Here is a 14,220-nt window from a genome sequence, read left to right on the forward strand (position 1 = left end):
GGCTTGAAATTCAAGAGGGTATCTGACCCCAAGGCTTCACAAAGTCCGAGTTAAAGACCCTAATTTTTTCCGAACTCGTTGAAAGAGAGGACTCTGTAATCGAGGAATTGTCGTTCGTTGATATTTCAAAGCGTGCGCCGCTGTAGTCAGGGTGTAGCGATTGTGTCTCCACTGAACGAAGCACCCTCGACAGGGTGGTTTTTCCTGCGTAGTTCCAGCCGTAAATCAGATTTAGCTCGGTAAAATCTTCCAAGCCTCCGGGACGGGAGTAATCATTAAACACACCGAAGTTGTGAATTCTCTCAAACGCTTTCAGCACTGTGCTCTCCGTTCTGAACGGGTCTCAATACGCATAACGTCGCCAGCACGCGAGCCAAAGCAAAGCTTTGGGGAGTCCAGCCGGCTCTACCGGCGAGCGTGCCTGGCCTTGTTAAAGGTTTTGCCATGCAGATAACGCCAATCCAGTTATTCCTGCTCCAATGAACCATATAATCATGCGAAGCCCTGCTCGACCGTAAATGGCCCAGCCCTCCTTATCTTTTGGCCCTATCGGAAAGCCGCTGATATGCTCACCCTTTGCCCACTCTCGCCAGATTTCAAAACCGATAACGAAGACGAGACCAGAAGGGAAAAACACTAAAGCCACTAAAAAAAATGGCAAATTGTTGGCTTCAACTACGGTTCCAGTTGCTGCCACTGTAGCTCCAGCAATTAGTGCGCTAGTTTTCGATGCATCCATATAAATTTAACGCCGTGTTAACTGGCCCAGCGTAGCTGGGTCCAGTTGAACACTTTGTTAGGCTAATTGTGAGCAAACAAGCTAGGGAGCCTCTGAATAACTCCTTGCATGCTCAGTCTTTCAGGCTGGTTCGCAATCTAGGCGCGGTTTTGACGGTGTATGTCCATCCATTGAAAAAGCGCAACAACGAGTGCGGGCCAGCCTGAAAGACCCGAAGGGCGTGGCCTGGAGCGCACATCTGCTGCGCCTTGCCTCTAGGAAAGGGAACCACCCTTACCGTCGAGACAAGACTCAACAGCTGCACGCTCCAGGCCACGCTGAGTACGCAAGGAGTTATTCAGAGGCTCCCTAGAAGACCAAAATTATTTGCCAGCTTCTGCAATAATCTCAAAATTATGAATGTTGTTTAGAACACCGTTATCCCAGCCGCCAACGACAAGATCATCCGCTTGGGCCTTGAGGGCAGCAGCAACTTTCCCGGCAAAGTGAGCTTCTCTTCCACGCTCATCAGCAAAGGTATCAAAAATACCAAAAGTGTTGCTATCTAATTTAAGTGATGTCCATAACAACGTTTTTGGTTCAGTTTGTGCGACAACAGATGCGGCTCCGATTAATAGCTGCTGTAATTCTTGCTCTTTTCCTGGTTGGGCTTTTAACAATATATAAGTTGCGCTTGTTGCATTTTCTAAGTCTGCGTCAGGTTTTTTATAGGATAAAACGCTAAAGTTAGAAATATTAGCAACAACCCCCTTATCCCAACCATGCGCTACGAGCGTATCTGCATTGGCATTTAATGCGGCTGCTACTTTCCCTGCAAAGTGCTCTGATCGGCCCGCTTCATTTGGAAAAAAATCAAAAATTCCGAAACTGCCATCGTTTTTTTTAAGCGCATACCAATACAATGTATTGGGCTCAGTTTGCGCGACCAGTGTTGCGCCTTCCTTTAGAAAAGCAGTTAGCTCTTTGTCTTGTCCAGACTTGGCCTCAAATGGAATATAGCTTGCTTCTTTCATGATATTCTCCTGTTTTGGCTCATTCTGAGCGTGATACAGAAACATTCATTCAAATGAATATAAATACAGTTAGATAAATATTTGCTTTACGCATAGTATCGAAAGTTTTCATAAATTCGCCCTATGTTGAAATCGAGGTGCCATTATAGGGTTTGGCGCAGCTTGACCAGTAGGTGGCAAAAAAGACAACATTCATGCAATATCTGCCATTATTTGTTTGGAGTGTATGGATGACGACAATTGTGATTCTTTCAGTGAATAACGCCTTGCCATCAGGGCTTATGGGCATGGTTGATATCTTTGCATTAAGTGGTTTGCATTTTGTGCAGAAGTCTGGAGATGGAGCACTTTCGAAGGTGGAGTGGCACCCAAACGTGATTTTGGCGAATCATGATGGACAGCCAATAACTGACGGGCATGGGCGTATTTTTGAGGTCGACTCTGATTTTGCTTCAATTGAGCATTGCGATGCAGTGTTGGTACCGGGGTTTATTCCAAATGGTCAAGGACACCCACCCAAAACCACTACAGATATGCTTACCTGCTCATGGTTGGCTACACAATATAAAAAAGGAGCGCTCATGTGTGGCTCTTGTAGCGGTGTATTTGCACTTGGAGAGGCGGGCTTACTTAATAACCGAAAATGCACTACCACGTGGTGGTTACATGATGAATTAAAGCAACGATTTCCAAAGGCGAATGCGGTATGGGCAAGTGAATTAATTGATGATAACGGTATCATAACTGCTGGTGGCCCACTTTCCTGGGTCACTATTGCATTGCATATAGTGAAAAAGCTTGCTGGTATTGAAACGGCGAAGGTTGTGGCTGATTTTTCTGTCGTTGATGCGATACCAAAATCTCAAAACCTGTATGTGCCGGAGGGGTATCAGGCTTCAAACAATCCATTCCTGGCAAAAGCGGAATATACCATTCGTAAAGCACACTACCAAACCATGAGCGCTGGTGATTTGGCAAAAATAATGGCTGTTTCTGAACGTACGCTAAATCGTAAGTTAAAAGAGTTAACCGGAGAAACCCCCAAAGCCTTTATTGACGGGGTTAGAATAAGCCATGCTTGCACATTGTTAGCAACCACCAATACGTCCGTAAAGGAAATCGCCCTTTCTCTGGGTTATACGGACGATAGCGTATTTCGTCGTCTCTTTAAGCAGAAAATAAAAATGACACCTTCCAACTATCAACAACAAAGACGCAATAATTAAAGTTAAGCTTTTAGCCTAACGCTTTGATCAGCGGCGCACTTTAGTGCGTCCGGTGGAGGGCCGAAGGCCCGGAACGAACTGCATCAACTGGTTATGCCAGCTTGGCCACCATTTCCATGTATGCAATGGTCTCTGCGTGGCCTCTTTCTTTTGCAAATTCCAATGCGCCCATATTCTTCATTGACTGCCCCGTGTACTTCACAGACGTGTCGATACCAGCTTCCACTAAGATTCGGGCGATGTCTGTATGGCCATCGTAAATAGCGGAGAAAAGAGCATTACGTTCTGGCTCACTTGTATCGAAGAGCGCGCCATTTTTGATTAGAAAACAAACCATTTCCCTTTGGCCTTCTTGAGCAGCAGCATTGAGAGGGCTACCGCCAGAGACTCCTCCATTAATGTTTATATCAATGCCTTGATCAATGAGATACTCCGCTATCATCTGTTGCCCAGCGCTGGCAGCGATATGAAGCCAAGATCCGAAAGGCGTCATTTTATGAAGGTAACCTGGTTCTTCCTCAAGGATTGCCTTGATTTTTTCTATATCGCCATGCCTTACGGCATTAAGCATTGACCTGTTTTTCTCTTTATTTTCCATGGCAACTTCCAGACGCCCTTTGCGCATAACAGGTATTAGGACGCCGGCTCGAATATCCAATGAACGCGCCGGCGTCATATCACAGTTATTAAATTTATATAATGAAGAGGGAAATCATAAATATCAGAAGGTTACCAACCCTGTCTCACCGTATAATTCAATATGTTGACGTCTTCTTTTCCCCAAACCAATAACACTGCACATAGCGACAGCATTCATTTAAGGGTCCTAAACCGCCTATGGCGGCAAAAAACCTGCAACCGGTTTGAACCCCTCCACCGTATCCTCTGCGAATACGGCAGTGTTGTCTGTAAGCGATCTCTTACATTTATGCGATATCACCTGGATGGCGAGGCTCTTTCGGCCTTGTGGTTGACGTGGACGACCATGGAGGCGGGTGGGTGGGTGTGTAACGATGCGGGCGGATAAAAACACAGACGAATTATCGGGAGAGCAGCATGATTGTGATTACCGCCACCATGAAAGCCAGGCCGGGCCAGGGCGATGCCCTGGTTGCCGAGATGAATCGCATCGCCACCGAGGTGGAGAAGGAAGCGGGCAACCATTGCTACCTGGTGCACCAGTCTCTGGAAGAGCCGGATACGGTGCTGATTTATGAGCAATACGCCGACCAGCAGGCGGTGGCCGCGCATCGGGATCACATGACCGAGCTGGGTGGCGGGCTCAAGGATCTGCTGGCCGGCCGGCCCGAGATTCAGTTGTTCTCACTAAAGCGCTGAATCGCCCCATGAGCATGGGGCCTGACCCTGGATCGTACGGACGCCGGGGGTCGCAAGCGCGGGGCCATGTAGCCTTGGCCGGTTCAGCCGGTCATCAGCTCATCAAGCACATCATCAAGACAGCGTTGCAGCAGAAAATGGCCGACCCCCGGCAAGGCCTGAAGCGATGCTGACGGCAGCATTGCCTGCAGCCGCGTGGCATGGTCGAAGGGCAATAACGTATCGTCGCGGCCATGCCAGAGACTGACCGGGCTGGTTATCTGATCCGGGCTAAAGCCCCAATCCGCTGCCAGCAGGCCATAGTCCCGTGCCGTGCCCAGGCCGCCCGGTCGCAGGGATTCGCTGAACGAGGCCGTCACCTGATCCACCAGGGTGGCTGGCAGGAACGGGGCATCCGGCCCGTTGGCCAGCATTCTTGCTATCGAGGCGCGCAATAGTCTTGATGGCGCCTGGCGGGCCGCGCTCAAGCCCAGGGCTGCCAACCGGGGTGACCGGGGGCTGACGCGGAACAGGAAACGGTCCGTTGCCATACCCAAGGCACGGATATCCGCGCCCTGGCGCAGGGGCGCCATGCCCGCCAGGGTGGCGATCCGCGTTACCCGGCGACCCAGTACCGCACCGCAGGCCAGTGCATAGGGCCCGCCGGCGGACCAGCCCGACACGGCAAAACGGCCAAGTTGCAGATGGTCCGCCAACGCGGCCATGTCCTCGGCCCAATCCATCAACTTGCGCCCCGGCTGGATATCCGACGCGCCGATACCGGGCCTGTCAGCGGTAATCCAGCGCACGCCGTGGCGCTTACAGATCCGATCGGCGAAGCGGCTTTCCAGCCGACAACTCAAGCCCCCGTGGCAATGAATCACCGGTATGCCGGAGGGGCTGCCAACCTCATTCCAGCCAAGGCGCCGGCTCCCATGGTCCCCAAGCAAAAGTGTATTCATGGGCAGAAAATACACCGCCGCTTCACGGGTCGCCAGGGCAGGGGATCAGGGAGCGCGGCGTGAGCATGCGCCCTATGTCACCCGGAAATGCTTCCTCACGGTGTCATTCACCCAGCCGCCCAGCCGTTCGCGGCCGATGCTGTCGATAAAGTCCCGGATCTCGTCCCGGTAGGCGCCGTCTTCCTCGAGGATATGGTTCAGCAGCCATTTCTGCAGGGTCTGTAGCAGCGCCTCGGCCACGTCTTCGCCTTGCCGGTGGCGCTGGCGCAGGGACTCGATATGGAAGGTGAACTGGCGGTGCAGGCGGTGGTGTTCTTCCAGGCCCCGGTAGCCGGCCCGCTCCATCAGCGCCTCTTCAAAGTCGAAGTGGGATTCGGTGTAATCCACCAGGTCATAGAGCACCCGGTCCACCCCCAGCCGGGCATCCGGCTGGCCCACCAGGCGGTCCAGTTCGTTGATGTAGTCGACAATGCGTTTGTGCTGTCGGTCGATTACCAGAATGCCCAGTTCGTACTCCGGGCCCCAGACGATACGCATGATCCTTCTCCGCTTTGTGCTGTGGAGGTTCACGCTATCAGCGCGGTGAGTTGCGCATTTGGATGCAGATCAATATTTGTACGGTGTTTGATTCCCATGTGATCTAAGAATGAGAGGTGCTTAGACCCATTAGCCGGGCAGGCCGGGACATGGTGTTGCCCGACAAGGGGTAAGGCACCGCCTTGCCTCAAGACGGGGAGGGGCAAAAACTGGATAATGGCGCCCGAGCCGCAGGCTTTCACTTTCAATACCCAATCCGGTAGCCCGCCATGGAAATCAACGTCAACTTCCTCGACAACCTTCGCCTGGAAGCCAAATTCGATGACTTCACCGTCATCACCGACCAGCCGATCCGCTACAAGGGAGACGGCTCGGCGCCCAGCCCGTTCGATTACTTCCTGGCGTCGTCGGCCATGTGCGCGGCCTATTTCGTGAAGGTCTACTGCAAGGCGCGGGATATCCCCACCGACAACATCCGCCTGTCGCAGAACAATATCGTCGACCCGGAAAACCGCTATAACCAGATTTTCCGCATCCAGGTGCAGTTGCCCGAGGACATCTCCGAGAAGGACCGGCAGGGCATTCTGCGCTCCATCGACCGCTGCACGGTGAAGAAGGTGATCCAGACCGGGCCGCAATTCCAGATCGAGGAAGTGGCCAACCTGGACGAGGATGCCCAGGCGCTGCTGATGGTGGAGCCGGACGCCGACCACCACACCTTTATTGAAGGCAAGGACCTGCCCCTGGAGCAGACCATCGCCAACATGACGGCGATCCTGGAAACCCTGGGCATGAAGATCGAGATCGCCTCCTGGCGCAATATCGTGCCCCATGTGTGGTCACTGCATATTCGCGATGCCGCCTCGCCCATGTGCTTTACCAACGGCAAGGGCGCCACCAAGGAGGCGGCGCTGTGCTCGGCGCTGGGCGAGTTCATCGAACGGCTCAACTGCAACTTCTTCTACAACGACCAGTTCTTCGGCCAGGAGATCGCCCACAGCGACTTCGTCCATTACCCCAACGAGAAGTGGTTCCAGCCCGGCCCCAACGACGCGCTGCCGCCGGAGATCCTGGATGATTACTGCCTGGCGATCTACAACCCGGAGGGTGAACTGGGCGGCTCCAACCTGATCGATACCAATTCCGGCCGCACGGACCGGGGCATCTGCTCGCTGCCCTTTGTGCGCCAGTCCGATGGCGAGACGGTCTACTTCCCCTCCAACCTGATCGAGAACCTGTTTCTCAGCAACGGCATGAGCGCCGGCAACACCCTGGCCGAAGCCCAGGTGCAGTGCCTGTCGGAAATCTTCGAGCGGGCGGTGAAGAAACACATCATCGAGGAAGAAATCGCCCTGCCGGATGTGCCCGATGAGGTGCTTGCCAAATACCCGGGCATTGTCGAAGGTATCCAGGCGCTGGAGGAGCAGGGCTTCCCGGTACTGGTCAAGGATGCCTCCCTGGGCGGCCAGTTCCCGGTCATGTGCGTGACGCTGATGAACCCGCGCACCGGGGGGGTGTTCGCCTCTTTCGGTGCCCACCCGAGCTTCGAGGTGGCACTGGAGCGCAGCCTCACCGAGCTGCTGCAGGGCCGCAGTTTCGAGGGCCTCAATGATGTGCCGCCGCCCACCTTCAACAGCCAGGCGGTCACCGAGCCCAACAACTTCGTGGAGCACTTCATCGATTCCACCGGCGTGGTCAGCTGGCGATTCTTCAGTGCCCGCGCCGATGAAGACTTCTGCGAGTGGGACTTTTCCGGCGGCAATGACGAAGAAGCCGCGCGCCTGTTCGGCATCCTCAGGGAACTGGACAAGGAAGCCTACGTGGCGGTGTACGAGGAACTGGGCGCACCGGCCTGCCGGATTCTGGTGCCGGACTTCTCCGAGGTTTATCCGGTGGAAGACCTGGTCTGGGACAACACCAACATGGCGCTGGACTACCGGGAAGACATCCTCAACCTGCACCGCCTCAGCGACGATCAGCTGGCCGCCCTGCTGGCGCGGCTGGAAGACAGCCTGGTGGACGACTACACCGACATCATTACCCTGATCGGCATCGAGTTCGATGAAAACACCGTGTGGGGCCAGCTCACCATTCTGGAACTGAAACTGCTGATCAACCTGGCCCTGCAACGCTTCGACGATGCCCTGGACCAGGTGGAAATGTTCCTGCAGTACAACGACAACACCGTGGCGCGAGGCCTGTTCTACCAGGCCATGCGCGCGGTGCTGGAAATCACCCTGGACGAGGAATTGTCGCTGGACGATTACCGCCACAACCTGACCCGCATGTTCGGCCAGCAGACCATGGCCGCGGTGGAAGGCTCGGTGGATGGCAGCGTGCGCTTCCACGGGCTGGAACCCACCAGCATGGCGCTGGAAGGGCTGGAGAAACACCAGCGCCTGATCGAAAGCTACCGCAAACTGCATGCCGCCCGGGCGGCCCGGGCCGGGCTGGCCTGACGTTTTTCACACAGGGAGTGTTGATGAAAACGACAAGACGACTCGCCGCCGCTCTGCTTGGGTGGCCGGCCCTGACCATGGCAGGCCCGGCCTCTCTGGCCGCCCCGTCACCGGTGATGGAAGTGCGTTACTGCGAGTGTGCGGTGAGCTCGCCTGAGGCTCCCTCACCCCGCCCCTTACCCGGCTTCATGGCCGAGGCCCGGTCACTAGCCGTGGGCGTGACAGCGGGCCAACCCGGTTATCTGGCCATCGACGGCTTGTCGCTGAGCTACACCCTGCACAGGGTGTCAGGACCCTCCGGGCCATGGCGCTTGCAGTTTATCGGGCGCTACACCGCCCCTGCCGGACAAAGCCGCGCCCAGGGAACCGTGACCGTGGATCAAGGTGAGTGGGTCGCGCTGTTTGGCGGCCACCAGGCGGGCTCGCACGGCGACAGCGATACCGGTGTCGCCGTGCGGCTGCTGACCACATCACCCTGATCACGGAACTGCACCCTGACCAGGTTTATACCTGCACCCGACGACGGGTCGGCAGCAGCAGGGCCAACTTGCCGTTGAACACCAGTACCCCGGCCAGCACCATCACCAGCCCGGCCAGCTGCGCCGCTTCCGGCAGGGTGCCCAGCAACAGGTTCACCAGCAGGGTGAACACCGGCACCAGGTTGAAGGCGATGGCCGCCTTGTCCGGGCCGATGGCGTGCACGCCTTTCAGCCAGAACACGTAGGCCAGCACCGACCCGCAGATGGCCATGTAGAGCAGCAGGCCGTGGGTCTGCATGGGCACCTGTTGCAGGGTGGTGAGCGGCGTTTCCAGCAGCAGGGCCGCCGCGATCAGCACCCCGGCACCGATGCTGACCGTCCAGCGGGCGAACTGCATGGGCGGAATCTGCGGCGCATAGCGCTTGGCACCGACGCTGTAGAGGCTCCACACCAGGCAAGCCATCAGCATCCACAAATCCCCCACGGCCACATGCAGCTGGCTGACATGCCCGCCGGTAATCACCAGGGTGACGCCGGCAAAGGCCAGCACGATGCCGGCCACCTGGGCCCGGTTGATGCGGGCATTGAGCAACACCACCGACAGCAGCACCGAGACCAGCGGTGACAGCGCCATGATCAGCGCCGCATTGAGCGCCGAGGTGGTCTGTAGCGCCACAAAGAAGGCGTAGTTGAAACCGAACACCCCCAGCACCCCCAGCGGAATCAGGACGCCGGCATCGCGCCAGCGCAGGCGGGATTCCGGCTTGCCCGCCCACAGCCGGAACAGCAGGAACACCAGCACGGCCAGGGCAAAACGCTCGGCGGCAGCGGTCAGCGCGGGCAGGTCGCTGGCCAGGGCGTGGGCGGCGTTGAAGTTGCTGCCCCAGAACAGGGTGCTGAGGACGATCAGTGCCCAGATAACGGTTAACGGGTTCATGGCGGCTCTCTCCTGGCCAGTCGGCGTCGCAGGCAATCGGCGACGGGAGCGTTAGCCTATAAATTCCATTTGTGGTATCAAACAGCGAATATCGGCAAGTTAATTTCCATATATGAAATCACGTTTTTCCCTGGATGACCTGCAGCTGTTCCAGCAGGTGGTGCAGCACAGCGGCATCAGCGCCGCCGCCCAGGCCACCGGCATTCCGCCGGCCACCCTGAGCCGCCGTCTGAAACAGCTGGAGCAGGCCCTGGGCGGGCGCCTGCTGGAGCGCAACGCCCACTACTTCGCGCTCACCGAGCTGGGCGAGCATTATTACCAGCGCTGCACGCCACTGCTCAGCGAACTGCAGGATATCCGCCAGCAACTGGATGCCCAGCACACCCGCCTGTGCGGGCGTCTGCGTATCACCGCGCCGGTGAGCATGACACAGAACTGGCTGGGCGCTTGCTTCAACGATTTCATGGCGGCCTACCCGGGGATCGAGCTGGACCTGACCCTGTCCAACCAGTACGAGAACCTCACCGAGCAGCATATCGATGCGGCCTTTCGCATTGGCGAGCCCCGCGACAGCAGCTGGGTGGCGCGGCCGGTTTGGGCCACCCGGGTGGCCCTTTGCGCCGCCCCCGGGTATCTGGCCCGGGCCGGCACCCCGGCGCATCCGCGCGATCTGCATGACCACGCGCTGCTGGCCTCCTACCCCATGGACGACTGGCGCCTGGCGCACAATGACAGCGGCGAGGTTTACCGGCTCAGCCCCCAGGCAAGACTGCGGGTGAACGATATCGGCGTAGCGGTGGCGGCGGCCCGGGCCGGCCTGGGCATTGCCCTGGTGCCGGGTTATTTCTTTCTCGGGGCGGACGGTGCCAGCCAGGGGCTGGAGGCGGTGTTGCCACAGTGGCAGGGCATCCGCCGGCCCCTGTATCTCTATTACCGGGACCGGGATGTGATGCCCACGCGGCTGAAAACCTTTATCGACTTCGTACTCGCCTGGGTGGCGGACAAGGACCTGCCCGCCTGACGCCGGTCAGTCACCGGCCAGGTCAATCACCACCTTGCCGCGGCAACGGCCGGAACGGTTGCGCTGGTAGGCGGCCTCGCTGTCGGCCAGCGGGTAGACGCTGTCGATAATGGGTTTGAGCTGGCCGCTTTCCACCATGGCGTTGAGGGTCTCCAGGTCTTCACGCCAGGATTCCACCACCACGGTACCGGCCTTCTTGCCCAGCAAGCGATAGACCGGGGTGCCGAACATGGACACGCCCTGGCCGCCGGTGGAAATGAAGTGGCCATGCTTGCCCAGTAGCGCCGAGCAGGTCAGCGGCGTTTCGTAGGAGGTCACATCGAACACCAGATCGAACTCGCCGGCACTCTGGCGATAATCACCCAGGGTGTAATCGATGGTGGCATCGGCGCCCAGGCCGCGCACGAAGTCGATATTGCGGCCGCTGCAAACCCCGGTGACATGCATGTCCAGGGCCTTGGCAATCTGCACCGCGAAGGTGCCGACCCCGCCGGAGGCACCGATGATCAGCACCCTGCTGCCCGGCCGGCCACCGCCCTTGCGCAGCCCCTGCAGGGCCGTCTGCGCCGCCAGTGGCATGCTGGCCGCCTCGGCGAAGGTAAGGCTTTGCGGCTTTTTGGCGATGCGTTTCTGGCTGATGCGCGCCTGCTCCGCCAGTGATGCGGTGCGCGGGCGCATGTCCATACCGTAAACCGCATCGCCAATCTCGAAGTCGGTGACCTTGCTGCCGCGATCAATCACCACCCCGGCCAGGTCATCGCCGAAAAAGGGCGGCAGGCGGTTGACCATCAACGGCGTGGCCAGCACCGCCGCGTGGTAATTGAGCTTCCAGTCCTTGGGGTTCACCGAGGCCGCATGCACCTGCACCAGCACATCCTCGGCGCCCAGTCGGGTCGGCGCCTGGCGATCGGTGAGGGTAAGCCTGGCTTTCAGGCCCCATCCGGTGGTGGTGACAGCTTTCATGGTCTGACTCCCTCGGTCACGGTGCGGCTGGCCGGAACAGGGTGTCCGGCAGGCGCGGGTCATCGAAATGGCGTTTGCCCTTGAAGGCGGTGGCATGGCTGCCCGGCTGGCGCATGGTGCCGGCGGAGGGCACGCCCAGCGGCCACAGGGTAAACCGCTCGCTGCGGCGCGAGGCCGGCACCAGCCCCTTGTCATTGAACAGGCTGGTCACCGTGCCGTCCGGGCGTTGTATCGCCCGCAGGCTGTCGGCGGGCCGCAAGCCATAGCGTTGCACCGGCAGCCCCTCGGCCAGCGGCGCCACTCGCACCACATAATGCACATCCGGTTGCAGCTGCACCATGACCCTTTGTGTGGCCGCGTCGGTCACCGGCTGCGGATAGAACACCGGCCTGTCACCGTCCATGTCCGCTTCACGCAGGCCCGGGTCCACCGGGTAGACCTTGTTATAGCAACCGCAGGGATGAATGCTGTCGTAGAACAACACCCGGCCATCGCCAGCCAGGGTGACGCGCCAGATCAGCCCGTCGAGCTTGCCGCCATACAGATCCAGCGCGCCGCGTTTGGGCCGCTGGCTGAACCAGAACTCGTAGTTCAGTTGCAGCAGGTTTTGGCCACGAAAGCGGGTCCAGCTGAGCCAGTAATAGGCGGTGGCGGGGGGTGCTACCTGCGGGCTGTCATGGCCCATGCGAATCTGCCCGGGCTGGTTCCAGCGCTGGCTGTCCGCCACCGCCAGCACCGGCGCATAGTGTTGCAGCAGGGCGCGGGTCTGTGCGGCATCCGGCAACGGCAATCGCAGGGGATTGTCGGCCAGGCTATCCGGCGCCGGTAACGGGCCGCTCGCCGGCGCCGGTGAATAAAGCCTCGTCGGCGCGGCGACCGGTGCCTGGAAGCGGGCGCTCATGTCATCGTGATAGGCCTGGATCGAGCCGCTGGCCAGCCAGGCGGTGAGCGGGTAGAGCCCCAGCACCCGCTGCCAGCGGGAATAGCTGTCGGGCACGGTCACCGCCGGCAGGGCGGCAAAATCCGTGTCGGCGGCAAGCGCCGGCAGACATTGTGCCAACAGGGTATCGGCGGGCTGGTCCGCCGGCGGGCGCCGGGCCGGGGGCAGCCGTTGCAACAGCAGCTGCTGATCCTGCCAGGCCTTGGCCGCGGACAGGCGCAACCACTGTTGTTGCTGGGCGTCGCTGTGCGCTTCGTTTTTCAGAAAGGCCAGCCAGCGATTGATGCCCAGGTGCGGATAGCCGGGCACCGTGCGTGCCTGGGCATCGTCAATGCCGGCCCGTGCAAACGCCTGCTGCAGCTGGAAAAACCATTCACCACAGGGGCTGGCCAGTGCCGCCATCGGCAGGCCGGTCAACAGCACAAGCATCAGGGTGCGGATCACGAACATAGTGCTCCAGAGCCTTGAGGGTCTCTTCGATATGGTTACCGGCGACACTGTCTGCCAGCCACTGGGGCAGGCTGCCACCGGGATCAAGCCGCTGACGGTAGACCACCCGGGTACGCCTGCCCTGATCATAAAGGGTCCAGCTGCCCTTGATATACGGCATCCTCACGTAGCCGGGCCGGGCGGGCAGCACATCCGGCTGGCCTTCCATGGTCAGCACCAGCGGCTCGCCGGCCTGGCGACGAAACAGGGTGATGGCATCCCGGTTACTGACCGGCCAGCTACCCTCGCGGGCCATGTAGACCAGGGTCTGGTCCGGGCCAAGACGGTGCAGGATGCGAATGTCGCGCAGATGCGGCATCCACTGGCGCACCTGGCAGGGCTGTTCCAGCATCGGCAACAGTGCCGCGCGGGACACCGGCAGGGTGGCTTCCAGGGTAAAGCGGTCCGGCCCGGGCAGGGCGGTGCGGGTCACCGCCGCCCAGGCCGGCATGGCCAACAACAGCACAACACTAGCGAGCCAGCGCATCGGCGAACACCTTCTGTAATTGCTCCGCCGTCAGGGTAGCCGGCACCGGTGGCAGCAGGGTGACACGCACGGTGCCGGGCCGGATCAGATGGCCCCGGGCCGGCAGGATGTCGCCACTGTTGTGCAGCACGATGGGGATCAGCGGCACGCCGGCCTGTTGCGCCAGCCACAGGGCACCGCCCTTGAACGGCTGCAAGGTGCCATCGCGACTGCGGCGGCCTTCCGGGGCCAGGCCCACCGCATAGCCGCGGGCCAGCTTCGGCAACAGCGGTGCCAGTACCTGCGGGCCGACGCCCTGTTCGCGTTTGACGAACACGGCACCCAGCATGCGCATCATGGGCCCGAGCAGCGGGTGGTAGCAGAGTTCATGCTTGGCGATGGCGACGATATCCCGGCGCAGCAGCCAGGCAATGATGATCGGGTCGGTGCCGCTCTGATGGTTGATCACATAGACCGCCGGGCGCTGGCGCAACAACGCTGCATCGCCCTGCACCTGCAAGCGGATGCCGGCCAGCATCAGGCCAAGCCGGGTGACCAGATAGATGCCGTTGTTGGCCGCACGGCGGCGACCCAATGGCAGGGACAGCACAAAGACGATCATGCCGACCAGGGCCGGCAGCACAAAGGCGATGGCACTGCGCAACAACAGCA

Annotated in this window: 16 protein-coding genes; 5 read left to right on the forward strand and 11 right to left on the reverse strand. The window is 59.3% G+C overall.

Going from position 1 to position 14,220, the window contains the following annotated elements; all coding sequences use genetic code 11:
* Positions 1–10 precede the first annotated feature (10 nt).
* From A11A3_RS17485 to A11A3_RS12390, 3 genes are all read right to left on the reverse strand, one after another.
* Positions 11–319: an AAA family ATPase gene (locus A11A3_RS17485; RefSeq protein WP_083851758.1), complete on the reverse strand. Its 309-nt coding sequence runs from the start codon at positions 317–319 to the stop codon at positions 11–13.
* A 111-nt stretch (positions 320–430) separates the two neighbouring features.
* Complete coding sequence (locus A11A3_RS17775) at positions 431–739, reverse strand: hypothetical protein (protein WP_157375677.1); 309 nt, start codon at positions 737–739, stop codon at positions 431–433.
* 362 nt (positions 740–1,101) lie between these two features.
* Positions 1,102–1,752 (reverse strand): putative quinol monooxygenase, encoded by a 651-nt coding sequence (locus tag A11A3_RS12390; protein ID WP_008929649.1) that lies wholly within the window; start codon positions 1,750–1,752, stop codon positions 1,102–1,104.
* 230 nt (positions 1,753–1,982) lie between these two features.
* Between A11A3_RS12390 and A11A3_RS17490 the strand changes: the two genes are divergently transcribed.
* Positions 1,983–2,978 carry a GlxA family transcriptional regulator gene (locus A11A3_RS17490; protein ID WP_008929650.1) on the forward strand — a complete coding sequence of 332 codons (996 nt, stop codon included), beginning with the start codon at positions 1,983–1,985 and terminating at the stop codon, positions 2,976–2,978.
* Positions 2,979–3,069: 91 nt separating this feature from the next.
* Here A11A3_RS17490 and A11A3_RS12395 read toward each other — a convergent pair whose 3' ends face one another.
* Positions 3,070–3,576, reverse strand: a complete 507-nt coding sequence (locus tag A11A3_RS12395) for an ankyrin repeat domain-containing protein (protein WP_008929651.1) — start codon at positions 3,574–3,576, stop codon at positions 3,070–3,072.
* 458 nt (positions 3,577–4,034) lie between these two features.
* Here A11A3_RS12395 and A11A3_RS12400 point away from each other — a divergent pair, with 458 nt between their 5' ends.
* The gene (locus tag A11A3_RS12400) at positions 4,035–4,316 is read left to right on the forward strand and encodes a putative quinol monooxygenase (protein WP_008929652.1); all 282 of its coding nucleotides are present in this window, start codon (positions 4,035–4,037) and stop codon (positions 4,314–4,316) included.
* An 83-nt stretch (positions 4,317–4,399) separates the two neighbouring features.
* Here A11A3_RS12400 and A11A3_RS12405 read toward each other — a convergent pair whose 3' ends face one another.
* Both A11A3_RS12405 and A11A3_RS12410 read right to left on the reverse strand, forming a co-directional pair.
* Entirely contained in the window at positions 4,400–5,257 is an 858-nt protein-coding gene (locus A11A3_RS12405) for an alpha/beta fold hydrolase (protein ID WP_157375681.1), read from the reverse strand.
* 72 nt (positions 5,258–5,329) lie between these two features.
* Positions 5,330–5,794 (reverse strand): bacteriohemerythrin, encoded by a 465-nt coding sequence (locus A11A3_RS12410; protein WP_008929654.1) that lies wholly within the window; start codon positions 5,792–5,794, stop codon positions 5,330–5,332.
* A 269-nt stretch (positions 5,795–6,063) separates the two neighbouring features.
* Here A11A3_RS12410 and A11A3_RS12415 point away from each other — a divergent pair, with 269 nt between their 5' ends.
* Entirely contained in the window at positions 6,064–8,253 is a 2,190-nt protein-coding gene (locus A11A3_RS12415) for an OsmC domain/YcaO domain-containing protein (protein WP_008929655.1), read from the forward strand.
* Between the two features lie 23 nt (positions 8,254–8,276).
* Positions 8,277–8,732: a hypothetical protein gene (locus A11A3_RS12420; protein ID WP_008929656.1), complete on the forward strand. Its 456-nt coding sequence runs from the start codon at positions 8,277–8,279 to the stop codon at positions 8,730–8,732.
* A gap of 25 nt (positions 8,733–8,757) precedes the next feature.
* Here the strand turns inward: A11A3_RS12420 and A11A3_RS12425 are convergent, their stop codons facing one another.
* The gene (locus A11A3_RS12425) at positions 8,758–9,669 is read right to left on the reverse strand and encodes a DMT family transporter (RefSeq protein ID WP_008929657.1); all 912 of its coding nucleotides are present in this window, start codon (positions 9,667–9,669) and stop codon (positions 8,758–8,760) included.
* Between the two features lie 112 nt (positions 9,670–9,781).
* Here A11A3_RS12425 and A11A3_RS12430 point away from each other — a divergent pair, with 112 nt between their 5' ends.
* Positions 9,782–10,690: a LysR family transcriptional regulator gene (locus A11A3_RS12430; protein ID WP_008929658.1), complete on the forward strand. Its 909-nt coding sequence runs from the start codon at positions 9,782–9,784 to the stop codon at positions 10,688–10,690.
* Between the two features lie 6 nt (positions 10,691–10,696).
* On the opposite strand, the gene A11A3_RS12435 is transcribed toward A11A3_RS12430, so the two are convergent.
* Genes A11A3_RS12435 through A11A3_RS12450 form a run of 4 tightly spaced genes read right to left on the reverse strand, consistent with a single transcriptional unit; the run spans position 10,697 to position 14,215 of the window.
* On the reverse strand, positions 10,697–11,653 hold the full coding sequence (locus A11A3_RS12435; protein WP_008929659.1) for an NAD(P)-dependent alcohol dehydrogenase: 957 nt from the start codon (positions 11,651–11,653) through the stop codon (positions 10,697–10,699).
* Between the two features lie 16 nt (positions 11,654–11,669).
* Positions 11,670–13,043, reverse strand: a complete 1,374-nt coding sequence (locus A11A3_RS12440) for a hypothetical protein (protein ID WP_008929660.1) — start codon at positions 13,041–13,043, stop codon at positions 11,670–11,672.
* Entirely contained in the window at positions 12,967–13,569 is a 603-nt protein-coding gene (locus A11A3_RS17290) for an START domain-containing protein (protein ID WP_008929661.1), read from the reverse strand. The genes A11A3_RS12440 and A11A3_RS17290 overlap by 77 nt, the downstream gene beginning before the upstream one ends.
* Positions 13,553–14,215: a lysophospholipid acyltransferase family protein gene (locus A11A3_RS12450; RefSeq protein ID WP_157375683.1), complete on the reverse strand. Its 663-nt coding sequence runs from the start codon at positions 14,213–14,215 to the stop codon at positions 13,553–13,555. The genes A11A3_RS17290 and A11A3_RS12450 overlap by 17 nt, the downstream gene beginning before the upstream one ends.
* Between the last annotated feature and the right edge of the window lie 5 nt (positions 14,216–14,220).

Origin of the sequence: Alcanivorax hongdengensis A-11-3, assembly GCF_000300995.1 — a bacterium.
Classification (GTDB): domain Bacteria; phylum Pseudomonadota; class Gammaproteobacteria; order Pseudomonadales; family Alcanivoracaceae; genus Alcanivorax; species Alcanivorax hongdengensis.